This window comes from Staphylococcus sp. GDY8P47P, assembly GCF_016892225.1.
GTDB classification, from domain to species: domain Bacteria; phylum Bacillota; class Bacilli; order Staphylococcales; family Staphylococcaceae; genus Staphylococcus; species Staphylococcus borealis.
Map to the genome: position 1 here is coordinate 1 of NZ_JAFENV010000040.1, position 24969 is coordinate 24969.

General features: G+C 33.4%; 22 protein-coding genes and 4 pseudogenes. 22 read left to right on the forward strand and 4 right to left on the reverse strand.

Annotation, left to right across the window (positions count from 1 at the left end):
• Positions 1-889 (forward strand): LPXTG cell wall anchor domain-containing protein (locus JVV30_RS12380; RefSeq protein WP_481906325.1); only part of this gene is annotated, 889 nt, incomplete at its 5' end.
• Positions 890-1364: 475 nt separating this feature from the next.
• The gene (locus tag JVV30_RS12385) at positions 1365-4481 is read left to right on the forward strand and encodes a YSIRK-type signal peptide-containing protein (protein ID WP_204194323.1); all 3117 of its coding nucleotides are present in this window, start codon (positions 1365-1367) and stop codon (positions 4479-4481) included.
• Positions 4482-4507: 26 nt separating this feature from the next.
• Here the strand turns inward: JVV30_RS12385 and JVV30_RS12390 are convergent.
• The 4 genes and pseudogenes from JVV30_RS12390 to JVV30_RS12400 all read right to left on the reverse strand — a co-directional run.
• Positions 4508-4961: pseudogene (locus JVV30_RS12390) on the reverse strand (transposase); the annotation flags it as partial.
• A pseudogene (locus tag JVV30_RS13570) lies at positions 4953-5162 on the reverse strand (IS5/IS1182 family transposase); the annotation flags it as partial. The pseudogenes JVV30_RS13570 and JVV30_RS12390, both read right to left, overlap by 9 nt.
• A gap of 452 nt (positions 5163-5614) precedes the next feature.
• A complete protein-coding gene (locus JVV30_RS12395) occupies positions 5615-6016 on the reverse strand; it encodes a ribonuclease HI family protein (RefSeq protein ID WP_070855626.1) in 402 nt (133 codons plus the stop codon).
• A gap of 117 nt (positions 6017-6133) precedes the next feature.
• On the reverse strand, positions 6134-6838 hold the full coding sequence (locus JVV30_RS12400) for a queuosine precursor transporter (protein WP_070855625.1): 705 nt from the start codon (positions 6836-6838) through the stop codon (positions 6134-6136).
• Positions 6839-7042: 204 nt separating this feature from the next.
• Here JVV30_RS12400 and JVV30_RS12405 point away from each other — a divergent pair, with 204 nt between their 5' ends.
• The 20 genes and pseudogenes from JVV30_RS12405 (at position 7043) to sucB (ending at position 24845) form a co-directional block, all read left to right on the forward strand.
• Positions 7043-7237 carry a zinc-finger domain-containing protein gene (locus tag JVV30_RS12405; RefSeq protein WP_075108495.1) on the forward strand — a complete coding sequence of 65 codons (195 nt, stop codon included), beginning with the start codon at positions 7043-7045 and terminating at the stop codon, positions 7235-7237.
• A 12-nt stretch (positions 7238-7249) separates the two neighbouring features.
• Entirely contained in the window at positions 7250-7501 is a 252-nt protein-coding gene (locus tag JVV30_RS12410) for a NifU N-terminal domain-containing protein (RefSeq protein ID WP_053030822.1), read from the forward strand.
• Between the two features lie 24 nt (positions 7502-7525).
• On the forward strand, positions 7526-8641 hold the full coding sequence (locus JVV30_RS12415) for a conserved virulence factor C family protein (protein ID WP_204194324.1): 1116 nt from the start codon (positions 7526-7528) through the stop codon (positions 8639-8641).
• Between the two features lie 33 nt (positions 8642-8674).
• Positions 8675-9109, forward strand: a complete 435-nt coding sequence (gene brxA / locus JVV30_RS12420) for a bacilliredoxin BrxA (protein WP_070855623.1) — start codon at positions 8675-8677, stop codon at positions 9107-9109.
• A gap of 139 nt (positions 9110-9248) precedes the next feature.
• Complete coding sequence (locus JVV30_RS12425) at positions 9249-10205, forward strand: thymidylate synthase (protein ID WP_070855622.1); 957 nt, start codon at positions 9249-9251, stop codon at positions 10203-10205.
• A 52-nt stretch (positions 10206-10257) separates the two neighbouring features.
• The gene (locus tag JVV30_RS12430; RefSeq protein ID WP_053030831.1) at positions 10258-10737 is read left to right on the forward strand and encodes a dihydrofolate reductase; all 480 of its coding nucleotides are present in this window, start codon (positions 10258-10260) and stop codon (positions 10735-10737) included.
• Positions 10738-10763: 26 nt separating this feature from the next.
• Entirely contained in the window at positions 10764-11609 is an 846-nt protein-coding gene (gene fakB2, locus JVV30_RS12435; protein WP_070855621.1) for a fatty acid kinase binding subunit FakB2, read from the forward strand.
• Positions 11610-11731: 122 nt separating this feature from the next.
• Positions 11732-12259: a peptide-methionine (S)-S-oxide reductase MsrA gene (gene msrA, locus JVV30_RS12440; RefSeq protein WP_053030840.1), complete on the forward strand. Its 528-nt coding sequence runs from the start codon at positions 11732-11734 to the stop codon at positions 12257-12259.
• Entirely contained in the window at positions 12252-12680 is a 429-nt protein-coding gene (msrB, locus tag JVV30_RS12445; protein ID WP_053030843.1) for a peptide-methionine (R)-S-oxide reductase MsrB, read from the forward strand. Before msrA ends, msrB begins: the two co-directional genes overlap by 8 nt.
• A 12-nt stretch (positions 12681-12692) precedes the next feature.
• Positions 12693-13193, forward strand: a complete 501-nt coding sequence (locus JVV30_RS12450) for a PTS sugar transporter subunit IIA (RefSeq protein WP_070855619.1) — start codon at positions 12693-12695, stop codon at positions 13191-13193.
• On the forward strand, positions 13193-13414 hold the full coding sequence (locus tag JVV30_RS12455) for a YozE family protein (RefSeq protein WP_053030848.1): 222 nt from the start codon (positions 13193-13195) through the stop codon (positions 13412-13414). The genes JVV30_RS12450 and JVV30_RS12455 overlap by 1 nt, the downstream gene beginning before the upstream one ends.
• Positions 13415-13706: 292 nt before the next feature.
• Complete coding sequence (locus tag JVV30_RS12460) at positions 13707-15179, forward strand: S41 family peptidase (RefSeq protein ID WP_070855618.1); 1473 nt, start codon at positions 13707-13709, stop codon at positions 15177-15179.
• 18 nt (positions 15180-15197) lie between these two features.
• Complete coding sequence (locus tag JVV30_RS12465; RefSeq protein WP_053030854.1) at positions 15198-15701, forward strand: GNAT family N-acetyltransferase; 504 nt, start codon at positions 15198-15200, stop codon at positions 15699-15701.
• A gap of 18 nt (positions 15702-15719) precedes the next feature.
• A complete protein-coding gene (locus JVV30_RS12470; protein WP_070855617.1) occupies positions 15720-16787 on the forward strand; it encodes an undecaprenyldiphospho-muramoylpentapeptide beta-N-acetylglucosaminyltransferase in 1068 nt (355 codons plus the stop codon).
• A gap of 18 nt (positions 16788-16805) precedes the next feature.
• Entirely contained in the window at positions 16806-17426 is a 621-nt protein-coding gene (locus JVV30_RS12475) for a phosphatase PAP2 family protein (RefSeq protein ID WP_053030859.1), read from the forward strand.
• Between the two features lie 382 nt (positions 17427-17808).
• Positions 17809-17915 (forward strand): annotated as a pseudogene (locus JVV30_RS13350) (hypothetical protein); the annotation flags it as partial.
• A 359-nt stretch (positions 17916-18274) separates the two neighbouring features.
• Entirely contained in the window at positions 18275-18934 is a 660-nt protein-coding gene (locus JVV30_RS12480) for a response regulator transcription factor (RefSeq protein WP_053030862.1), read from the forward strand.
• Positions 18931-20292, forward strand: a complete 1362-nt coding sequence (locus JVV30_RS12485; RefSeq protein WP_070855616.1) for a HAMP domain-containing sensor histidine kinase — start codon at positions 18931-18933, stop codon at positions 20290-20292. The genes JVV30_RS12480 and JVV30_RS12485 overlap by 4 nt, the downstream gene beginning before the upstream one ends.
• A 461-nt stretch (positions 20293-20753) precedes the next feature.
• A pseudogene (locus tag JVV30_RS12490) lies at positions 20754-23562 on the forward strand (2-oxoglutarate dehydrogenase E1 component).
• Between the two features lie 11 nt (positions 23563-23573).
• Entirely contained in the window at positions 23574-24845 is a 1272-nt protein-coding gene (sucB, locus tag JVV30_RS12495) for a dihydrolipoyllysine-residue succinyltransferase (protein ID WP_204194325.1), read from the forward strand.
• Positions 24846-24969: the final 124 nt, after the last annotated feature.

Sequence of the window (24969 nt, forward strand, 5' to 3'; positions counted from 1 at the left end):
AGGTAACGTCACTGCCAAGGCAACGGATAATGCAGAACATCCGAATAGTTCTATGTCTCAACCGAAAAAAGCGACTGACACAACTCCGCCAACGGCGCCTGTGGTTACTAGTGATTTAACTGGTAAAGCGACAACTACTGATCCTGTTGAAGTTACTACAGATCCGAATACGAAAGTGGAATTATTAGATAAAGACGGTAATGTTATCGGTTCAGGTACGACAGATAATACAGGTCATGTCACAATTACACCGACTAAACCTATTCCAGAGGGTAATGTTACTGCGAAAGCTTATGACAATGCAGAACATCCGAATAGTTCTACATCTGATCCTGTTAAAGCAACTGATACAACGCCACCAACTACTCCAACACTTGATACGGATTTAGGTGGCAAAGCTGGTACTCAAACACCTATTACGGTGACTACAGATCCAAATACGCATGTTGATTTACTTGATAAAGATGGTAATATCATTGGTTCGGGTACAACGGATGATACGGGACATGTCACGATTACACCGACGAAACCTATTCCGGAAGGTGATATTTACGCTAAAGCAATAGATAATGCTGAACATCCAAATAGCTCTGTATCTAAGCCAGTAAAAGCTACTAAATTGATTGTAAAATCTGATAAAAAAGCATTTATAAATGACCATTCAAAAGAGGATGGAAGCCATAATTCAACAAATAATAAACATACAATACCTGTTGAAAAAGGAAATATAACTAATACTATTACTAAAAATAAAGGAAAAGATTTACCAAATACTGGTGAAAAAGAATCAGCTAATAATTCTTTACCTTATTTAGTTACACTACTAGGTAGCTTTGCATTACTAATTAGTAGAAAAAAGGAAAGAAAAGATAACAACAGAAATAAGTAATTCTAATATATATACTAATTAGAAAAAATCCACTGAAATCTTAAATGATTTCGGTGGATTTTTGATTTTAACTATATTTATATTTGAAATAAAATTCATACAAAAATTCATATCAATTTTACTCGTAAAAATTTCTGTAATTTCTAAAAATATACATTGACATCTACACATAGTTATGAAGAAACATTTTTATGAAATATTGATTAAGTCATAACTTCAACTCATTTATAAACGCATTAAAAAGAGACTACTATTTTTTAAATATCACAACACTTATTATTAAATGAATGATATAATAAAATTATATAAATTAAGTTTGATTTCTATCTTTAGTATGAAATTAAACTAACAGTTATATATATTGAGTAAAATTGAAATGTCGTAATTATGAACTTAATTCAATATATTTCCTTAATATTACTGTTATTAATTTAATTAATTTTCATTTAAAAAAGTAAAGGAGAATATCGCACCTATGAATCAACATAATCAATTACAAAAATTTAGCATTCGTAAATATGCAATCGGTACTTTTTCAACCTTAGTAGCGACATTCGTATTTTTAGGAGTAAACCATGACGCACAAGCTAGCGAGCAATTAAATACCACTCATCAACATTCGAATAGCAATCAAGAAAATTCAATTAACGAAAGCGCAAATACGCCAATTAAACCTTTAGATAATAAAATTACCACAGGTCAAGTTCAATCAAAACAAATCAAAGACAATATTAAAGAAACTAAATTAAATACACAAACTAACAATAAACAACAAGCTAATAACGATTTGAATGTTTCAAATCAGCCATCAAACACACATGTTAGAAAAAAGAGAGCTACTAATTCAGATGAAATTGATTTTAATCGAGTAGTAACAGGATCAGTTGATAATTCATCTGTTGCTGCACCAAATACTTCATCATCAACGCCTAATGATCAGCAAGCACCGCTTATTAAACCAACTTTCATTACAAGTGTAGGAGATGCAGCTAATACGAAAAGACCAATTGAGATTTTGACTTCACCAAATACTGATGTAGCTTTATTAGATAAAGATGGTGCGACAATGGGTACTGGTAGAACAAATGAAACTGGTCATGTCACTATTGTACCGCAACAATGGATTCCTAAAGGAAATGTTTCAGCTAAAGCAACACGTGGTTCAGAAAGTGTTACGTCAGACCCTGTTGAAGCATTAAATACTGATCCTCAACATAGACCATTTGTAATTGAAGTCACAACGGATCCTTTTACAAGAATAGAATTAAGAGACAAATATAATAAACCACTTGGAGCTTCTAGAACAAATGATAAAGGTCATGCGTATATCGTGCCAACAAGACCAATCCCAGAAGGTAATGTGACGGCTGTGGCAACAGATGATAGTGGTAACTCATCTACTTCAGATCCTAAAAAAGCAACTGACACAACACCACCTGACAAACCAATTATTCATACAAATTTAGTTGATAAGGTTGGTACATTAACTCCTATAGAAATCACAACTGACCCTGATACTAAAGTGGAATTATTTGATAAAGATAATCACTTAATAGGTAGTGGAATGACAGATCATACTGGACACATTACAATCACTCCTAGCAAACCATTAGTTGAAGGACCGATTACCGCTAAAGCAACTGATGATGCTGAAACGCCAAATAGTAGTTATTCAGATCCTGCAAATGTAACGGATTTAACACCACCAACTTCGCCTAATTTAGAAACTGACTTAGTTGGTAAAGCGGGTACCCAAACGCCAATCACTGTTACAACTGATCCGAACACTACTGTAGAATTGTTTGATAAAGATGGTAATAGTTTAGGAAGAGGGACAACTGATTCTACTGGACACGTAACTATTATACCTAATCGACCGATTCCTGAAGGCGAAGTTACTGCGAAAGCGACTGACAACGCAGAACACCCGAACAGTTCTACTTCTCAACCTAAAAAAGCAACTGACACAACACCGCCTATCGTTCCAACAATTAATACAGATATAGCAGGTAAAGCGGGTACCCAAACACCAATCACTGTTACGACTGATCCGAACACTACTGTAGAACTGTTTGATAAAGATGGTAATAGTCTCGGTTCTGGAGAAACAGATGGTTCTGGTCAGGTGACAATCATACCTAATAAAGCGATACCTGAAGGTAATATAATTGCTAAGGCGACTGACCATGCAGAACATCCTAATACTTCTACTTCTGAGCCAGTAAAGGCAACTGATACAACGCCACCTACAAAACCATCTGTTGTAGGTAGCTTAGATGGTAAAGCTGGCACTACTGATCCTGTGGAAGTAACTACAGATCCTAATACAAAAGTTGAACTTTTAGATAAAGATGGTAATGTGATTGGTTCAGGAGTGACTGATGGTACTGGTCATGCCTTTATTACACCGATTAAACCTATTCCCGAAGGCAATGTGACAGTTAGAGCAACTGATAATGCTGAAGTTCCAAATAGTTCAACATCTGATCCAGTTAAAGCAACTGATACGACGCCACCAAATGCACCAACTTTTGATACTGATATCTCTGAAAAAGGGGGAACATTGACACCAATTTCAGTAACAACTGACCCTAACACTAAAGTAGAATTATTAGACAAAGATTTACATGTTATTGGCTCTGGCGTTACTGATGAAAAAGGTAATGCGATAATTACACCAACAAAGCCAATTCCTGAAGGTAATGTTTATGCAAAAGCAACTGACAATGCTACAAAACCTAACAGTTCAATATCAAAACCTGTCAAAGTAACTGATACAACACCACCACCTAAACCAGTAGTTAAAGGTAGTATGAATGGTAAAGCGGGTACTAAAGATCCTATTGAAATTATCACTGAACCATACACTTATGTAGAGATCATTGATAAAGATGGGCGCGTGATTGGCTCTGGTAAAACGGATAAAAATGGACATGTGGTCATCACACCAACCAAACCTTATCCAGAGGGCACTATAATTATTAAAGCAACTGATAATGCTCAACCGCCGAATAGTTCATTCTCAGATCCAATTAAAGTAACGGATACTACAGCACCTAAAGAACCAGTAATTCATACAACATTAATTCATAAAGCTAATACAAAAACACCTGTTAAAGTTACAACTGATCCTTACACACTTGTCGAATTACTAGACAAATATGGACATGTCATTGGTAAAGCTACAACGGATGGCAATGGTAATGCAACGATAAAACCAACAACACCAATACCTGAAGGTGACGTGACTGTGAGAGCTACGGATAATGCAGAACATCCCAATAGTTCATTATCAAAACCTGTCAAAGCCACATTGTCTGATAATGATAAATCAGGTAAAAATAACGGTCATACTGGAAATGAAATTCCAAAAGATTTAAAACATAATGAAAAATCAAGTGGTCAAAATGATTATTTAAGCGACTATAATGTAAAGGATACTAACTCTAATGATCACAATCGAAATAAAGTTAATTCATTACCTGACACAGGTCTTAACAAAGACAATGCATCATCATCTGCATTATTATTTACTTCATTATTAGGTGGAATTGCATTATTAACAAGAAGACATAAAAAAGAAGAAAAATAGTATTTTGCTAAATAACTAAAATAACGAGTCCGGGACATAAAGTTCTTGGATAAGTGAATAAAAGACAATTTCTATTGAAATAATATAGAAATTGTCTTTTTTATAAATTTTTTGATTATTTTCAACTCGTTGAGCTGTTACTTTTCTTATATTCAGTGCTATTAATACAAAACCAAGTTCTCTTTTGACTTTATTGAGTCCTCGGACAGACATCCGAGTGAAACCCAAAATAGCTTTCATAAATCCAAAAACAGGTTCCACATCAATTTTTCTTTGACTGTAGATATTTTTTGTTTCTGGTTCTGAAAGCGTTTTATTAATTTGAGCTTTAAAATATTCCCAATTATAATTCTTCATTATTCTTTTATTTGTTTTTGAATTGAAGTTCATACATTGGTGTTTCAGAGAACATTCTGAACAATCATCACATTCATATAATTTAAAGTCTCATTTAAAACCATATTTATCATGGCGATTGGCATTCGCCTCAACTTTCGTACCATCAATAAAAATAGCCTGTTCATCTATAAGATTTTGTTTCAAACATTGACTATGAAATTGAATAAATAGTGATTCTAATAAAGCATCTACTTTTGGATTTACTCTAAATCGACTAATTGTTTTATAAGAAGGTTTTTGATTTTGTGATAGCCACATCATTCGGATGCTATCATTAAGTATTTTTTAAGTAATACAATGTAAAATTACATATAAATACAAAGTATTTTGGCGAGACTCTTACGTTGATTATTAATGAACATAAGTGCTAGCGCACTTATGTAAGAAATTCTAGAGATGAATGACGAATGTTGTTGCGCGACTCCTAGTGGAAAAGAAAGTGTCGAGTGACTACAGGCACGAGCCTTTCCCACAGGAAAGCGTCGCAACTATAATGAGTGAATATGCATCTAAGAATTTCTTTAGAGGACTACAGGCTGAAGCTGTCCCCTAAGAAGGGCCCCAACACAGAGAAACTGAGTTAATCAGTTTCTACAAGCAAAGAGCGTTGGGCTAGCGAGCCAACAATACGGAGTATTGTAAATAAAGAAGCCAGTAAATGAATTTCTTAAAACTCATTTACTGGCTGTTTCTCTAGGAATTATGTCCCAGACTCGTTTTATAATTAAATAATTCTATTTTTTCTTTTTAGTTAGTTTAAATAGGGTTTGTTGAGCTATTTGATTAGCTTCTTTATTTTGCTCTCTAGGGATCCATTTAACAAATAACAAGTCAAAACTTTGTTCAAGTATTTCTAAATTTTCAAAATAGGGCTTAAATCTAGCATTCTTTACGAATCCTTGATTGACACTATCTTCTATCAACTTTGAATCAGTATACAATAGCGCATTAACAACATTTAGCTCACGAGCATGTTCAAGTGCATATATCAGAGTTGCCCATTCTGCACTATGATTATCTAATTCACCTAAGTCATGTGAATATACATATCTTTTATCTTCTTCCTTAATAACTATGCCACATGCACTTCTCCCAGGATTACCTTTAGTCGCTGCATCAAAGTAAATTTTTGCCATATAAATTTTACACCTTTTTAAATTTATTAATTACTTTAATTTTATCAAAGTATGAAATATGAAAATAGGGAATGGCAAGAATTCACTAAGAACGCTATTCCACTCCCTTAAAAAATTTTAATATCCTTCATCTAATTTATGAATTCGACCTTTACGATACATAGATTTAGCTACATAACCGAATGGTACGTTGAAAATTGTCGAAATTAGTTTTAATAAATACGTTGTTATAAATATTTCAAATACAACCATATTTGGTAAAGTACCTGCAAAAGCAATTGTTACGAACAGTGCTGTATCAATAATTGAACTTAACATTGTGCTTCCGTATGCACGAATGATAAACGTCTTATCTGAACTAAATATTTTCTTAATAGCTGAAAAGATGAATACATCAACATGTTGTCCAATTATATACGCAATAATTGAACCTAATGCAATTCTAGGCACCAAATCAAAAATCGTTGAGAGTGATTTTTGAGCCATATCTTCAGGTGCTGGTATAAAATGAAGAGACATTTGCATCACAATGATCATGACCAACGTGGATGAAAAGCCTAACCACACAGCTCTTTTAGCAACTTTGCGCCCATATATATCATTTAAAATATCTGTTGCTAAATAAATTGACGCAAACATCACATTACCTAAAGTAGCAGATATGCCAAAAATATGAACTGTTTTTATTACTTGAATATTAGCAATAATAGTTCCAATTGCAACCCAGGCAATTAAACCTTGTTTACCAAAACATCGGAACATTACCACCATTAAAATAAATGTAACAAGAAACGATGCTACACCAAAAATCTCATTATACATAAAAATCCTCCTAAATTTTGATGATGCGGGTGTTTAGAAACCGCAAAAACAACTTATTTATTTTATAGCAATTTATTGGCAATTGCAATAACCATAATCACATATACAATCATTTATCAATTATTAAATCGATTATTTCAAAATAACTCCAAATTAAGTTATACTTGTTCCATGCTTATAATAAAGTAATACTGTGCTTAAGGAGTGACGGTTATACTTACACATTCCGAAAAAAATGCAATTGATAAAATTGATGAATTAATGAACACTTATTGTGATAAATGCTTACTAAAAACACATATAAGAAAAACAGAAGGTAAAACACAGGCACATCATTTTTGTATTTCCGAGTGTTCAATTGGTAAACAAATCAAACAATTAGGAAATGAACTTCAATAGGAGGTAAGGACTATGCATATCGTTTCAATCGAAGAAACACCAAATCATAACACTATGAAGATTAATTTAAGTGAAAAAAGAGAAGATAATAAATCTAATACATTTACTTCTGCACAAGAAGGACAACCAGATTTTATAAATAACTTATTCGAAATTGACGGGGTAAAATCAATATTTTATGTTATGGATTTTATTTCTGTAGATAAAGAAGCCAATGCAGATTGGAATAATGTACTACCACAAATTCAATCTACTTTTGAATAAAGCATTATAAGGGGACATGTAGTTATGGAAATTGTACGAGTAGAGCCAACACCAAGTCCTAATACAATGAAAATCGTCTTGTCTGAAAAGAGGGAAGACAATAAATCTAATACATTTACACAAATAGATGAGCATCAACCTCAATTTATTAATGATTTATTAGCAATCGATGATGTCAAATCTATTTTCTACGTAATGGACTTCTTAGCTATCGATAAGCAACTGAAATCTGATTGGGAAGTGGTCTTACCTCAAATCACTTCAACATTAAATAACGAATCATCAATTGATAGTGCTCAACAGCCTGATGAACATTATGGTGAAATTAAAGCTGAGGCACTTATGTTTAAAGGCATCCCTTATCAAATTAAACTGACTACCGCTTCAGAAGAACGTCGCGAACAATTGCCAAACCATTTCGTTGATAGAATGTTAAAGACACAAAAAGACGGTGACAACGTTGTATTCTTACGTAAGTGGGAAGATCTTGGCATTAGATATGGTGAATTAGATGACGTTATGAATGAAGTATATGAAGAAATGATTGCACTATACCCAACTGAAAGGTTAGACGCACTCGTTCAAACTGCATTAGAGACAGATGTTGTAGTACCACAACAACAGTATCATCATGTTACTGTTAACGAATTTAAAGCAGCGTCTGATTGGAAAGATAAATTAAGAATGCTTAAAGCATTTCCATCACCAACAGTCGAAGATATAGATTTATTAGACTTAGCCTTACAAGAAGAAAAGGCACCATTAAGACGACAAGCCATTGTATTAATCGGCATGATTGAAGATAAGGAAATTCTTCCATATTTATATAAAGGCTTACATGATAAAAGCCCAGCAGTTAGACGCACCGCTGGAGATTGTTTAAGTGATTTAGGGTTTAAAGAGGCATTACCAGAAATGGAACAAGCTTTAAATGACCCACAAAAAATAGTCCGTTGGAGAGCGGCAATGTTTTTATTTGATGAAGGTGGGCCAGAACAGTTACCAAGTTTAAAATCACACGCTGATGATCCTGCCTATGAAGTTAAACTTCAAATAGAAATGGCAATTTCTAGAATTGAAAAAGGCGAAGAAGCGTTAGGCTCTGTATGGAAACAAATTGCAAATCGCAATAAGTCATAAATTTCAAGAAAAACTAAAATAGGAGTGGAAATAATGAATCCTTATGAACAATACATGAAAGAATTAGCTCAACAAATGCGAGCTGAACTTACTGAAAATGGTTTTAAAAGTTTAGAAACAAGTGAAGATGTATCAAATTATATGAATAGTGTTAATGAAGAAGATACAACATTTGTAGTAATTAACTCTACATGTGGCTGTGCTGCTGGTTTAGCTAGACCTGCAGCTGTTGCAGTAGCTGAACAAAATGATAAAAAACCGACAAACAAAATCACAGTATTTGCTGGTCAAGACAAAGAAGCAACTCAAACAATGCGTGACTACATCCAACAAGTGCCTTCTAGTCCATCATATGCATTATTCAAAGGGACAGAATTAAAGCATTTTATTCCTAGAGAGCATATTGAAGGCCGTGACATTCAAGATATCTGTATGGATATTAAAGATGCATTTGATGAAAATTGTTAAGAAACCTATTTGACTTACCAATCCCAAATATAAAATTAATAGTTAATTTTATATTTGGGATTTTTTTATTTTAATTTTATAAGTACGTATTATCTAGTATAATAAACAGTAATATAAACAATTCTAGGAGATGAACAAGATGTTAAATTCATTTGATTCAGCCTACCATGCTCTATGTGAAGAAATATTGGAAATTGGCAATCAACGTGATGATCGTACGCATACAGGTACTATATCTAAGTTTGGTCATCAATTACGTTTTGATTTGACAAAAGGTTTTCCATTACTTACAACGAAGAAAGTATCGTTTAAACTTATAGCTACTGAATTACTATGGTTTATTAAAGGCGATACAAATATACAATATTTATTAAAATATAATAATAATATTTGGAATGAGTGGGCATTTGAGAAATACGTACAATCAAATGATTACCACGGATCTGATATGACTAATTTTGGACATAGGGCGCTCCAAGACGAGGATTTTAATCAACAATACAAAGAAGAAATGTCTAAATTCAAACAACATATATTAAATGACGATGCATTCGCTAAAAAGTACGGAGATTTAGGTAACGTTTATGGTAAACAATGGCGAGATTGGGTAGATAAAGAAGGCAATCATTTCGATCAACTTAAAACAGTAATTGATCAAATAAAGCATAATCCAAATTCTCGACGCCATATTGTTTCAGCATGGAATCCTACAGAAATTGATAGCATGGCCTTGCCACCATGTCATACGATGTTCCAATTCTATGTTCAAGATGGTAAGTTAAGTTGTCAATTGTATCAACGTAGTGCAGATATCTTCTTAGGTGTACCATTTAATATTGCGAGCTATGCATTATTGACACATTTAATAGCAAAAGAATGTAATCTAGGTGTAGGAGAATTTGTTCATACATTTGGTGATGCTCATATTTATTCTAATCATATTGAAGCAATTCAAACACAATTATCTAGAGATAGTTTTGAGCCACCAACCCTAAAAATCAATTCTGATGCTTCAATTTTTGAAATCAATTATGAAGATTTGGAGTTAGTTGGATATAACGCGCATCCTGCTATTAAAGCACCTATAGCAGTGTAAAAAACAAAAGTACTAATTTAATCTAAATAAATTATAGATACGGAGGGGAATTATGACTTTATCCATTTTAGTTGCACACGATCAACAACGCGTCATAGGCTATAAGAATGATTTACCATGGCATTTGCCTAATGACCTCAAACACGTTAAAAAACTATCAACTGGAAATACATTGGTAATGGGAAGAAGAACCTTTGAGTCAATTGGTAAACCGCTTCCTAACAGAAGAAATGTCGTTTTAACAAGTGATACTTCTTTCAACGTCGAAGGTGTAGATGTGATTCATTCTATTGACGATATTTACAACTTAGAAGGTCATATTTTTATCTTTGGCGGCCAATCATTATTTGAAGAAATGATTGATAAAGTAGATGATATGTACATTACGGTAGTCGATGGTAAACACCAAGGTGACACATTCTTCCCACCTTATACATTTGAAGAATGGGAAGTAGAATCATCAGTAGAAGGAGAACTAGATGATAAAAACAGAATTCCACATACATTTCTACACTTAGTACGTAAACATTAAATTAAATTGATTAACCGGAGGCACTTATGACTAAACAAATTATCGTGACTGATTCTACATCAGATTTATCACATGACTATTTAAATCAATATAATATCCACGTTGTACCTTTAAGCTTAACGATTGATGGTAAATCATTCGTCGATCAAATTGACATTTCATCTGAGGCATATATTCAACGCATTGAAGAAAATGCAGATGTTAAAACAAGTCAACCACCAATCGGTAAATTCATTGAATTATATGAAGAACTTGGTAAAGAAGATGTTGAAATTTTTAGTATTCATATGTCATCAGGTCTAAGTGGAACTTATCAAACTGCTCTTCAAGCCAGTGATATGGTCGACACTAAAGTAACCGTGATTGATTCTAAATCCATTTCATATGGACTCGGATACCAAATTCAACGTCTTGTTGAACTCATAAATACTAATCTTTCATCAAATGAAATTGTTGATAAACTTAAAGAACTACAAAAAAACATCAAGCTTTTTGTTGTTATTGGACAGTTAAATCAATTAATCAAAGGTGGACGCATAAGTAAGACTAAAGGGTTGATTGGTAATATTATGAAAATCAAACCTATCGGTACATTAGAAGATGGGTATTTGGAAATTGTGCATAATGCACGAACACAAAATTCAAGCATACAATATTTAAAAAAAGAAATTTCAGAATTTATTGATAAACATAAAATTAAATCTATTGGTGTTGCTCACGCTAACGTACTTGATTTTGTTGACAAACTTAAATCACAGTTTGATGAAGCATTTGGGCAGCAAATATATGATGTAAATGTAACTACGCCAGTTATATCAACGCACACTGGTCAAGGTGCAATTGGTTTGGTTGTTGTTCGTGAACCAAACTAAACACGCATTTTATTACTTGCTTCCTATTTATATTAAATAAATAAAAGTATCGTTGTGAGTAGATTACTTTAAATTAACAAAGTTATATCGTAAATTTAATTAATGACAGAGGAGGTAATAATATGGCATATGCAACATTAGCTGGAGGATGTTTCTGGTGTATGGTTAAACCCTTTACATCATATCCAGGAATTGAAGATGTCGTATCTGGATATAGTGGAGGACATGTTGAAAATCCTACGTACGAACAAGTTTGCACTAATCAAACTGGTCATAGAGAAGCCGTGCAAATTCAATTTAATTCTGACATTACGTCCTTTGAAAATATCTTAGATGTGTATTTTAAAACATTTGACCCAACAGATGGTGGTGGTCAATTTTTCGATAGAGGCGAAAGTTATGAACCAGCTATCTTTTATCACGATGATGAACAAAAGAAAGCAGCAGAACTTAAAATTCAACAACTGAACGAGGAAGGCATTTTTAACAAACCGGTTATAACACCAATTCTTCCTTATAAGAATTTTTATCCTGCAGAAGCATATCATCAAGATTATTATAAGAAGAATCCTGCACACTATGAGCAATACCAACGTGGATCAGGAAGAAAATCATTCATCGAAACACATTGGGGGTCTCAAAATGATTAAAAAAGATAAGCATGAACTCAATGACATGGAATATCTTGTCACACAAGAAAATGGTACTGAACCTCCATTTCAAAATGAATATTGGAATCATTTTGAAAAGGGGATTTATGTAGATAAAATTTCAGGTAAACCATTATTTACTTCTGAAGAAAAGTTTGAATCTAACTGTGGTTGGCCAAGTTTTTCGAAAGCGCTTGATGATGATGAAATCATTGAACTGGTTGATAAAACATTCGGCATGGTTAGAACTGAAGTTAGGTCAGAAGAAGCTAATAGCCACTTAGGACATGTATTTAATGACGGTCCTAAAGAAAGTGGTGGATTACGCTATTGTATTAATTCAGCAGCAATTCAATTTATCCCATATGATAAATTAGAAGCGCTAGGCTACGGTGATTTAATTCCACATTTTGAAAAATAGGAGTGACTAATAATGTTTAAAAAATTATTCGGTAAAGGTAAAGAAGTTAATAAAGAAATTGAAATTTATGCACCACTAACTGGTGAATATATCAATATTGAAGATATCCCAGATCCAGTTTTCGCACAAAAAATGATGGGTGAAGGATTTGGTATTAACCCAACTGAAGGAGAAGTAGTTTCACCAATCGAAGGTAAAGTTGATAATGTATTCCCTACAAGACATGCAATTGGTCTTAAAGCAGATAACGGTTTAGAAATTTTAGTTCATATTGGATTAGATACAGTTCAATTGGATGGTCAAGGTTTCGAAATCTTAGTAAGTAGCGGTGATACTGTACAAGTTGGTGACCCTTTACTTAAATTTGATTTAGAATATATTAAAAATAATGCGAAAGATGTCATTTCACCAATTATTATTACAAATTCAGATCAAACTGAATCAATTCATGTTAATGATGTTAAAGCAGTGATTAAAGGTGAAACTAAAGTCGTAGATGTGACAATGAGCTAATGAAAGAACATTCTTTTTATCAATTTGCGCTAACAGCTAGAGGCCGTAAAGATAGCAAAGGAGATTTAGCTGAAGAAATATTTAATGATTTATCTTTTCCTAAACATGAAAAAGATTTCAATCAATTATCTGATTATATCGAAATGCAAAGTGATATAACATTACCGATGTCAGTATTTGATGATTTATATGAAGAATATACAGAATGGCTGAAATTCTAAATTTTAAATAGTCAATTCAAGTATATATAATTTTATATTTTGCATTGTACATTCGCATTAGTTGACTGAATGAAACATGTGTTTGAAACAAGGTATTAATTCCAGTTAACCTTGCCGGGGTGGAACTCTGAATTCACAACGAATTCTGTTCCACTCCTTTATCATTTTTATGTGTAAATAGCTATCTGTTTTCTAATAAGTTGCGTTTATGTTTAAATAACGACATACTTATATTATCTTTTTAGATGAAATTAATATAAATACATACGATGTTATACGAGGAAGTGGTTTTATGAGTCATCATTCTGAGGAGAGACACAATCATGTTGACGCCAAACAAGATAATGGCAAATCTTCAAATAAGAAAATTCGATTTAAAACTTGGCAATTCATATTACTTATATTAGGAATTATAATATTAACGGCTGGAATAACAGTTGCCGCTACAATAGGTATTAGTCACAAAATAAGTGGATTAAATAAAGATGAACGCCAAGAAATGAAGAAAATCGAGTATGCCTACAAGACACTTAATAATGATTATTATAAGAAACAAAGTGCTAGCGATTTATCTGAAGCCGCTATAGATGGCATGGTAAAAGAACTCAAAGATCCATACTCTGAGTACATGACTAAAGATGAGACGAAAAGTTTCAATGAGGATGTTTCAGGTGACTTTGTAGGAATTGGCGCTGAAATGCAGAAAAAAGATAAACAAATCATGATTACTAGCCCAATGAAAGATTCACCTGCCGAAAAAGCCGGTATACAACCTAAAGATGTTGTAACTAAAGTGAATGGAAAATCGGTTGTAGGTAAGCCATTAGACCAAGTAGTTAAATTAGTTCGAGGTAAAGAAGGAACAACCGTCAAATTAACGATCAAACGTGCTTCACAAGAAAAAGATATTAATATTAAGCGTGGAAAAATTCATGTAAAAAGCGTGGAGTATAAGAAAAAAGGCCATATCGGTGTCTTCACAATTAATAAATTCCAAGATAATACTGCTGGAGAACTCAAGTCAGCAATCATAAAAGCGCATAAAGACGGTGTGCGCAATATTGTATTAGATTTAAGAAATAATCCTGGTGGTTTACTTGATGAAGCAGTTAAAATGGCGAATATCTTTATTGATAAAAATCAAACGGTTGTCAAACTAGAAAAAGGTGACGATACTGAATCCATTAAAACGTCGAATGATGCTACAAAAGAAGCTAAAGACATGAAAGTCAGTATTTTAGTAAATGAGGGCTCTGCAAGTGCTTCTGAAGTCTTTACAGGTGCTATGAGAGACCACAATAAAGCAAAAGTTTACGGTTCAAAAACATTTGGTAAGGGAATAGTACAAACAACTCGTGAATTCAAAGATGGTTCATTATTGAAATATACTCAAATGAAATGGTTAACACCTGATGGTCATTATATTCACGGTAAAGGTATCCAACCTGATACTAAAATTGCATCACCTAAATATCAATCTATCAGTGTCATTCCTACTGATAAAACATATACTGTAGGTGATAACACCAAATATGTAAAATCAATTAAAATTGGCTTAGATGCGTTAGGCTATGACGTTGACGATGAATCAAATCAATTTGATACACAATTAGAAACAGCTATAAAATCATTCCAATCAGACCACCAATTACAAGTGAATGGTAAATTTGATAAGGAAACCAACGAGAAATTTACACAATTATTAGTTGAAAAAGCTAATAAAGAAGATAAAGTATTAGATGATTTAATAAACAAATTAAAATAAAGAGGTGTTTTTAAAACAATGATTAGGTTAGGTAAATTACAAGATATTTCACAAATAGAGGCATTAGTTGAGGAAGCTAAAGCATTAATGAAAGAATTTAATAATAATCAATGGGATGATAAATACCCAGTGTCAGAACATTTTGAAGAGGATATCAAAGCTGAAACACTATATGTTTTAGAAGAAAATGACACAATTTATGGCTTTATCGTGGTCGACCAACAACAATCAGAATGGTATGATGATTTAGAATGGCCAATCGAACGTCAAGGCGCCTATGTCATTCATAGACTTGCTGGCTCACAACAATACAAAGGTGCAGCTACAGCATTATTTGATTTTGCTGTAAAGTTAGCTGAAGATCATAATATCCATGTTATATTAACAGACACGTTTGCTTTAAATAAGCCAGCACAAGGATTATTTGAAAAATTTGGTTTCATAAAAGTCGGTGAAGCAGAAATTGACTATCATCCATTTGATAGAGGCGCACCATTCTATGCATATTATAAAAATATTTAAGAATAGAGGTTAATTACTATGTCTAAAATAGCATTTACCGGTGGCGGTACTGTTGGACATGTTTCGGTCAATCTAAGTTTAATTCCAACAGCTACTGATAAAGGACACGACTCATTTTATATTGGTTCTAAAACAGGTATTGAACGTGAAATGATTGAATCACAGTTACCTAATATTAAATATTATCCAATATCTAGCGGTAAATTACGTCGATATTTATCAGTCGATAACGCGAAAGACGTATTCAAAGTTTTAAAAGGGATAATTGATGCACGTAAAGTATTAAAAAAAGAAAAGCCAGACTTGCTATTTTCTAAAGGGGGATTTGTATCAGTTCCTGTAGTCATAGCAGCACGCTCATTGAATATACCAACGATTATCCATGAATCAGATTTAACACCTGGTTTAGCTAATAAAATTTCATTAAAATTTGCTAAAAAAATCTATACTACGTTTGAAGATACTTTGAAGTACTTGCCTAAAGAAAAAGCAGACTTCGTAGGCGCTACGATTCGCCAAGACTTAAAAGAGGGTAATCAAGCACGAGGCTATCAATTAACCGGTTTCGATGATTCTAAAAAAGTATTACTTGTTATGGGCGGTAGTTTAGGTAGTAAAAAACTAAATCAAGCTATCCGTGAAAATTTAGAAGCCTTGCTTCAAGATTATCAAATCATTCATTTAACTGGACATGGATTAGTAGATGATCATATCGATGCAAAAGGCTATGTTCAATATGAATTCGTAAAAGAAACATTAACGGATTTACTAGCTATTACAGACACTGTCGTGAGTCGTGCAGGATCTAACGCAATCTATGAGTTCTTAACATTGCGTATTCCTATGTTATTGATACCGTTAGGACTTGATCAATCTCGTGGGGATCAAATCGATAATGCAAAGAATTTCGAATCTAAAGGCTATGGTAGAATGATTCCTGAAGACCAGCTTACACAAGTTAAATTATTGGAACAACTTAAAGATATTGAGCATAATCGAGAATCGATTGTGAAACAAATGGAGACATACAACGAAAGTTATACCAAAGAGGATTTATTTAATAAAATTCTACAAGACGCTTTATAAACTCAGGAGGTGTAGACAATGAATCGTGCGAAACGTATTACCTTATTAATCGTTTTTACATTAATATTTGGTATCATTGCATCCTTCCATGAGTCTAGATTGGGTAAATGGATTGATACAGAAGTGTATGAATTTATTTATTCATCAGAAAGTTTTATCACTACCTCAATCCTTTTGGGGGCCACGAAAATTGGAGAAGTATGGGCCATGGTATGCCTTTCATTGATGCTTGTCGCTTACTTAATGCTAAAACGTTTCAAAATCGAAGCACTATTCTTCGTGATTGTCATGTCGCTATCTAGTATATTAAATCCATTATTAAAAAATATCTTCGACCGTGAGCGTCCAACGTTATTGCGACTAATAGATATATCAGGATTTAGTTTTCCTAGTGGTCATGCTATGGGCTCAACATCATTCTTTGGTAGTGCAATGTTCATAGCAAATCGACAAGCGAATGGCAATAATAAAGGTATTATTATCGGATTATGTGCACTATTTATTCTTCTTATTTCTATTTCAAGAGTATATCTAGGCGTGCATTATCCTACAGATGTCATTGCTGGCATAATTGGTGGTGCTTTCTGTATCGTCCTTTCAACTTTAATACTTAAAAACCACTTATATCCAACCATTTAAACAAGAGACTGGGACAAAAAATAATATAATGTAGCTATTTTGCAAATTCGCAGTAGCTGACTGAACTGAGAAGGCGCTTAANNCTTGCGGGCGGGGCCCCAACACAAAAAATCACGAAAGTGATTTTACAAGCTAAGCAAGTTGGGGTTACGACGAATAAAAAGAATTCTGTCCCACTCCCTTCTATTTTAAAGTCATATGAATACAGTATTCATGAATTAATCACGCCTTTGAAATTTAAATATATCATTCTCAACACTACATATAAAAAAAGCAGTGAACCTCGGCATTAGATTCACTGCTTTTTATTAAAACGTTTAAAGTAAGTTTGAAACTTTAACGTTAGTCTTTTACGGGCATATAAAAGGGGAATAACTTGAAAATGACCAATCCTTTAAGAACGAAATATATGTGGGGGGAATTGTCTTATTCGGTATTGATAATCATTTTCAAATACTATTATACATTATTGATAATCATTGTCAATTATAATTGCGAAAAATTCTCAATTAAATTTGATTATCTATTTACAATTTCAATCATTTATCTAATTCCAATCTCTGATGTGATAAAATGTAGGTTATGTTATGATAAAGTGCATTTGACTTAGTTCGAGCCAAAATGATTAATTTTAATGATGATCTCGCAAATTTACAATAGATGATTGAAATGAGAAAGTACTTTAATTAAACTTTTCTAAATGCTAGTCATTCTTGTGACGACATCCCGTCAAAGCGCATTTCCAGATGAGCAATGCAATCTGGAAATCAAGACATTAGCATTTAGAATTCTGTCACGCTCACTTTAAAAACTAAGATTAATGCATCTAAAAAGAGGTGGAAATAAAAATGACCAACATTCTTATTGTTGAAGATGAACAGAACTTAGCTCGCTTCTTAGAACTAGAATTAACACACGATAATTATAGTGTAGATATAGAATATGAAGGGCAATCAGGACTTGATAAAGCGTTAAGTAACAATTATGACTTAATCATATTAGACTTAATGTTACCAAATATAAATGGTTTAGAAATATGTCGTCGTGTGAGACAAGAACAATCAACACCAATCATTATTATTACAGCGAAGAGTGATACATATGATAAAGTGACTGGCTTAGATTATGGTGCTGATGATTATATTGTAAAGCCCTTTGAAATTGAAGAACTCTTTGCACGTATTCGAGCAGTATTACGCCGTCAACCTCAGAAAGATATTATTGATATTAATGGTATTAAAATAGATGTTGATGCGTTCAAAGTAACAATCAATGGTGAACAGTTAGATTTCACTAAGACTGAATACGATTTACTCTATTTGTTAGCAACTAACCGAAATCGTGTGTTACAAAGAGAGCAAATTTTAGACCATGTTTGGGGCTATGATAGTGAAGTCGAAACAAATGTCGTAGATGTCTATATTCGATATTTACGAAACAAACTTAAACCTTTTGATAAAGAAAAAACAATTGAAACCGTACGCGGTGTCGGGTATGTGATTAGATGATTAAAAAAGGTACGTTAAAATATAAATGGATGATAATTACAACACTGATAATGTTTAGTACCATTATTCTTTTTTGTTTAGTTATCATATTCTTTTTAAAAGACACTTTAAGAGATGGAGAAATAGATGAAGCTGAACACAGTTCTAGTGATATCGTTAATTTAGTTGAATCTCGGTCAATGGATGATATCACAACGTTAGATTTGTCTGCTACTTTAGAGAACTTTGAAAAAGCGATTATTTACGACCGTAATGGTAAACAATTGATGCAATCTTCGAATGAAAATATGATTAATTTCAAACCTGAAGTGGACTTTGTTAATCCTGAAACAATTCAAATTACAAAACATCATGGTGTGCCATATTTAATCATAACTGAGCCAATACATAGTGACCGTTTTGAAGGTTACAGTGTTTTAATACATTCACTTGAAGACTACAACAATGTTGTTCGGTCATTGTATTTTGTGGCAATCGCATTTGGCTTATTAGCAACAATCATCATGGCAGGTATTAGTTATATCTTTTCAACGCAATTAACGAAGCCTTTAGTAACAATGTCTAATAAGATGATTCAAATACGTCGTGATGGCTTTCAAAATAAACTTGAGCTTAAGACAAACTATGAGGAAACAGATAATTTAATTGATACCTTTAATGATATGATGTATCAAATTGAAGAATCTTTTAATCAACAACGCCAATTTGTTGAAGATGCTTCTCATGAATTACGTACACCGCTTCAAATCATTCAAGGTCATTTAAATTTAATTCAACGTTGGGGCAAAAAAGATCCGGCCGTCCTTGAAGAATCTTTGAATATCTCACTTGAAGAAATGAACCGAATAACAAAACTAGTAGAAGAATTATTGCTACTAACTAAAGATAAAGTGAACAATCAAGCTTTAGAGTTTGAAGAAGTAAACATCAATGAGGAAATACGTTCACGTATTAAATCTTTAAAACAATTGCATCCAGATTATGAATTTGAAACACATTTGTCCAAGAAGCCATTAACCTTACAAATCAACCGTCATCAATTCGAACAACTATTACTGATTTTTATAGATAATGCGATGAAGTATGATAAAGATAATAAGCAAATAGAAATAGCGACCCAATTAAGAAATAAACAAATCAGTATTGAAATTACAGACCATGGCCTCGGCATTCCTAAAGAGGATCAAGAATTTATTTTTGACCGTTTTTATAGAGTGGATAAATCACGAGCGAGAAGCCAAGGTGGTAATGGACTAGGTCTTTCAATTGCTGAGAAGATTGTTCAGCAGTATGGTGGTTACATTACGGTTGATAGTGAAGTAAACGAATACACAACGTTCAAAATTATATTTAAATAACGACATTAATTCAAGAGCCTGGGACAAGTACGATGTCTCAGGCTACAAATAAATATTGGCAATAGTTGACTGAATTAAACATGCACTTACAACAACCATTTTTTAATTTTAGTCTACCTTGCCGGCAGGGCCCCAGCAAAGAGAATTCATCAAGACATTCTACAATCTAAGCAAGCTAGGAGAGGAACAGAAATAAATTTTCAAACCTTTATTTCAAGTCCTCTCCCTTTTTCTACTTGATCATCTATCTAAATTAAGACTAACCAAACCTCATGTTCCAATTTCAATTCTACTTTTTATGACTTTATCATTAATCTTCACTCATAATTAGATAAATTTAGTGCACTTATTTTAGTTATTTTGTTTTTTCCATAATATTCTGTTAATGGACTTTATCAATGCTAGAAATAGTGCTATTATTGACCTGTAAGCGGTTTAACTATTTTGTGGAGGGTAATATTATGGCAAAGGATAACAAGGATGTTACAGAAGCTCCTGTAAACTTTGGCGCTAATCTAGGTCTAATGTTAGATTTATATGATGATTACTTACAAGACCCAAGTTCGGTTCCAGATGATTTACAAGTGCTTTTCAGCACAATTAAAAACGGCGAAGCTCACGTTGAAGCTAAGTCTACCACTGAAGGGAGTGGTTCATCAGCAGGCGACGGTACAATTAAACGTATTATGCGTTTAATTGATAATATTAGACAATACGGTCACCTTAAAGCTGACATTTACCCTGTTAACGCTCCAGAAAGAACCAATCTTCCTAAGTTAGAAATTGAAGAATTTAACTTAGATAAAGAAACATTGGAGAATGTCTCAGCAGATATCGTATCTGATCATTTCAAAGATATTTATGATAATGCATACGAGGCAATTCAACGAATGGAGAAACGTTATAAAGGGCCAATTGCTTTTGAATATAATCATATTAATAACAATAAAGAACGCACGTGGTTAAAACGTCGTATCGAAACACCTTATAGAGCAAACATCAATAATGACGAAAGAAAGCAATTATTCGATACTTTAGCGCATGTTGAAGGCTTTGAGAAGTATCTGCACAAAAACTTTGTTGGTGCTAAACGATTCTCAATTGAAGGTGTCGATACATTAGTACCAATGTTACAACATACATTAAAGCGTGCAGCTGAAGTTGACATTAATAATATTCAAATTGGTATGGCACACAGAGGTCGTTTAAATGTTTTAACTCACGTACTCGAAAAACCATACGAAATGATGATTTCTGAATTTATGCACACAGACCCAATGAAATTCTTACCTGAAGACGGCAGCCTTGAATTAACTGCTGGTTGGACAGGAGATGTGAAGTATCATTTAGGTGGTGTGAAGACAACTTCATCATACGGTATTGAACAACGTATTTCATTAGCTAATAACCCAAGTCACTTGGAAATCGTTGCGCCAGTTGTAATTGGTAAGACGCGTGCATCACAAGATGATACACACCATGCTGGTAAACCAACAACAGACTTCCATAAAGGTATGCCTATTATTATACATGGGGATGCAGCATACCCAGGACAAGGTATTAACTTTGAAACAATGAATTTAAGTAACCTAGATGGTTATTCAACTGGTGGTGCATTACATATCATCACTAATAATAGAATTGGATTTACAACAGAACCAGTGGATGGTCGTTCAACAACGTATTCTACTGATATTGCAAAAGGATATGATGTACCGATTCTGCATGTAAACGCAGACGATGTAGAAGCAACAATTGAAGCTATTGATATTGCAATGGAATTCCGCAAAGAATTTCATAAAGATTTTGTAATTGATTTAGTTGGTTATCGTCGATACGGGCATAATGAAATGGATGAACCTTCAATTACAAATCCACTTCCATATCAAAATATTCGTAAACATGATTCTGTTGAAATCATCTATGGTAATCAATTAGTGGCGGATGGCGTTATTTCTAAAGAACAAATGGATGACGTTATGGATAAAGTTCAAAAAGAAATGCGTGCTGCCCAAGATAAGATTGATAAATCAGATAAAATGGATAATCCAGATATGGAGAAACCTGAATCATTACAAGAACCATTGCAAAGTGATGATAAAGATTTCTCAATAGATCATCTTAAAGAAATCAATGATGCTATGCTTTCATATCCTGAAGATTTCCACATACTTAAAAAACTTAATAAAGTACTTGAAAAACGTCGAGAACCTTTTGAAAAAGAAAATGGTTTAGTTGATTGGGCTCAAGCAGAGCAACTTGCTTTTGCAACCATCGTTCAAGATGGCATTTCTGTTCGCCTAACAGGACAAGATAGTGAACGTGGTACATTCAGTCATAGACATGCTGTGTTACACGATGAAGAAAATGGTGATACCTATACACCGTTGCATCATGTACCTAATCAAAAAGCGACATTTGAAGTGCACAACAGTCCATTATCTGAAGCTGCCGTGGTTGGTTTCGAGTATGGTTATAATGTTGAGAATAAAAATAGTATGAATATTTGGGAAGCGCAGTATGGAGACTTCTCAAATATGGCTCAAATGATGTTTGATAATTTCATGTCATCAGCTCGTGCGAAGTGGGGAGAACGAAGTGGCTTAACACTATTCTTACCGCACGCATTTGAAGGTCAAGGCCCTGAACACTCTTCAGCACGTTTAGAAAGATTTTTACAATTAGCTGCAGAGAATAACAGTACGGTCGTTAACTTATCAAGTTCAAGCAACTATTTCCATCTATTAAGAGCACAAGCTAAAAGTTTGGGCACTGAAGCGATGAGACCTCTAATTGTAATGTCTCCGAAAAGTTTATTAAGAAATAAAACAGTAGCTAAGCCTATTGATCAATTCACCACAGGTGGATTCAAACCAATTATTGTTGAAGATGGAAATAAAGACAAAGTGACTAAACTCGTACTAGCTTCAGGTAAAATGTTTATTGATTTAAAAGAACATTTAGCTAAAAATCCTGACGATTCAATTTTGCTAGTTGCAGTTGAACGTTTATATCCATTCCCTGAAGGGGAAATTAAAGAAGTATTAAATGAATTACCAAATCTTGAGACTGTATCTTGGGTTCAAGAAGAACCTAAAAACCAAGGGGCTTGGTTGTTTGTTTATCCTTACTTAAAATCACTTGTAGGTAACCAATATAATTTAAGTTATCATGGTAGAATACAACGTGCAGCACCAGCTGAAGGTGATGGAGAAATTCATAAGCTTGTTCAAAATCAAATCATTGAAAGTAGCATTGAAAAATAACTAGGGGGAAATATTATGCCAGAGGTAAAAGTTCCAGAATTAGCAGAATCTATAACAGAGGGTACCATTGCAGAATGGTTAAAAAATGTGGGAGATAGCGTTGAAAAAGGCGAAGCTATTTTAGAATTAGAAACAGATAAAGTTAACGTTGAAGTAGTTTCTGAAGAAGAAGGTGTACTTCAAGAACAGTTAGCTTCAGAAGGCGATACAGTAGAAGTTGGTCAAGTCATCGCTAAGGTTGGTGAAGGTAGTGGAAATTCATCAGCAAGTAAATCAGAGGTGTCAGAAGACGCTCAATCTAATAGTTCAGATGATAGCGGTAAGAAAGACGCACAACCAACTGAACCACAATCTAATAAAGAAGAGGAACCATCATCTTCTAACAATCAACGTATTAATGCGACACCATCAGCACGTCGTCATGCACGTGAAAATGGCGTGGATTTAAGTACTGTTTCTGGAAAAGGAAATGATGTTGTTCGTAAAGATGATGTTGAAAATAGCCAAATATCAACTCAATCACAACCTTCGCAAGAAGCTAGCAAAAAAGAAGCACCTAAAAAAGCTTCAAGTGCGCCTAATAAACCAGTAATTAGAGAAAAGATGTCACGTAGAAAGAAAACAGCTGCTAAAAAATTATTAGAAGTATCTAATAATACAGCTATGTTAACGACGTTTAATGAAGTTGACATGACAAACGTAATGGAATTACGTAAGCGTAAAAAAGAACAATTTATTAAAGATCATGATGGTACAAAATTAGGATTCATGTCATTCTTCACTAAAGCCGCTGTCGCAGCATTGAAGAAATATCCAGAAGTAAATGCTGAAATTGATGGCGATGATATGATTACTAAACAATATTATGATATTGGTGTCGCTGTTTCTACTGATGATGGTCTATTAGTTCCATTCGTACGAGACTGTGATAAGAAAAACTTTGCAGAACTTGAAAGAGCGATTGCTGACCTAGCAGTTAAAGCGCGCGAGAAAAAACTCGGCCTAGATGATATGGTCAATGGTTCATTTACAATCACTAATGGTGGTGTGTTTGGATCAATGATGAGTACACCTATTATCAACGGTAATCAAGCAGCAATTCTTGGTATGCACTCTATTATTACTCGACCAATTGCAATCGATAAAGATACTATTGAAAATAGACCTATGATGTACATTGCTTTAAGTTATGACCACAGAATTATTGATGGTAAAGAAGCAGTAGGATTCTTAAAAACGATAAAAGAATTGATCGAAAGCCCTGAAGACCTACTATTAGAAAGCTAATCATAACGGAAAATAACCTCAAACTAATATTGATAAGGCTGGGGCATCATTCCTAGCTAAATAAAGGCTGAGACATAAATAATATAATGAAGCTATTTTGCAAATTCGCAGTAGCTGACTGAAC

Coding starts and splice junctions, on each gene's coding strand:
- JVV30_RS12425 (WP_070855622.1), top strand. CDS start 9,249: ATGTTAAATTCATTTGATTCAGCCTACCATGCTCTATGTGAAGAAATA.
- JVV30_RS12480 (WP_053030862.1), top strand. CDS start 18,275: ATGACCAACATTCTTATTGTTGAAGATGAACAGAACTTAGCTCGCTTC.
- JVV30_RS12485 (WP_070855616.1), top strand. CDS start 18,931: ATGATTAAAAAAGGTACGTTAAAATATAAATGGATGATAATTACAACA.
- JVV30_RS12415 (WP_204194324.1), top strand. CDS start 7,526: ATGGAAATTGTACGAGTAGAGCCAACACCAAGTCCTAATACAATGAAA.
- JVV30_RS12395 (WP_070855626.1), bottom strand. CDS start 6,016: ATGGCAAAAATTTACTTTGATGCAGCGACTAAAGGTAATCCTGGGAGA.
- fakB2 (WP_070855621.1), top strand. CDS start 10,764: ATGACTAAACAAATTATCGTGACTGATTCTACATCAGATTTATCACAT.
- JVV30_RS12460 (WP_070855618.1), top strand. CDS start 13,707: ATGAGTCATCATTCTGAGGAGAGACACAATCATGTTGACGCCAAACAA.
- JVV30_RS12470 (WP_070855617.1), top strand. CDS start 15,720: ATGTCTAAAATAGCATTTACCGGTGGCGGTACTGTTGGACATGTTTCG.
- brxA (WP_070855623.1), top strand. CDS start 8,675: ATGAATCCTTATGAACAATACATGAAAGAATTAGCTCAACAAATGCGA.
- JVV30_RS12385 (WP_204194323.1), top strand. CDS start 1,365: ATGAATCAACATAATCAATTACAAAAATTTAGCATTCGTAAATATGCA.
- JVV30_RS12410 (WP_053030822.1), top strand. CDS start 7,250: ATGCATATCGTTTCAATCGAAGAAACACCAAATCATAACACTATGAAG.
- JVV30_RS12475 (WP_053030859.1), top strand. CDS start 16,806: ATGAATCGTGCGAAACGTATTACCTTATTAATCGTTTTTACATTAATA.
- msrA (WP_053030840.1), top strand. CDS start 11,732: ATGGCATATGCAACATTAGCTGGAGGATGTTTCTGGTGTATGGTTAAA.
- JVV30_RS12465 (WP_053030854.1), top strand. CDS start 15,198: ATGATTAGGTTAGGTAAATTACAAGATATTTCACAAATAGAGGCATTA.
- JVV30_RS12400 (WP_070855625.1), bottom strand. CDS start 6,838: ATGTATAATGAGATTTTTGGTGTAGCATCGTTTCTTGTTACATTTATT.
- JVV30_RS12430 (WP_053030831.1), top strand. CDS start 10,258: ATGACTTTATCCATTTTAGTTGCACACGATCAACAACGCGTCATAGGC.
- JVV30_RS12455 (WP_053030848.1), top strand. CDS start 13,193: ATGAAAGAACATTCTTTTTATCAATTTGCGCTAACAGCTAGAGGCCGT.
- JVV30_RS12450 (WP_070855619.1), top strand. CDS start 12,693: ATGTTTAAAAAATTATTCGGTAAAGGTAAAGAAGTTAATAAAGAAATT.
- sucB (WP_204194325.1), top strand. CDS start 23,574: ATGCCAGAGGTAAAAGTTCCAGAATTAGCAGAATCTATAACAGAGGGT.
- msrB (WP_053030843.1), top strand. CDS start 12,252: ATGATTAAAAAAGATAAGCATGAACTCAATGACATGGAATATCTTGTC.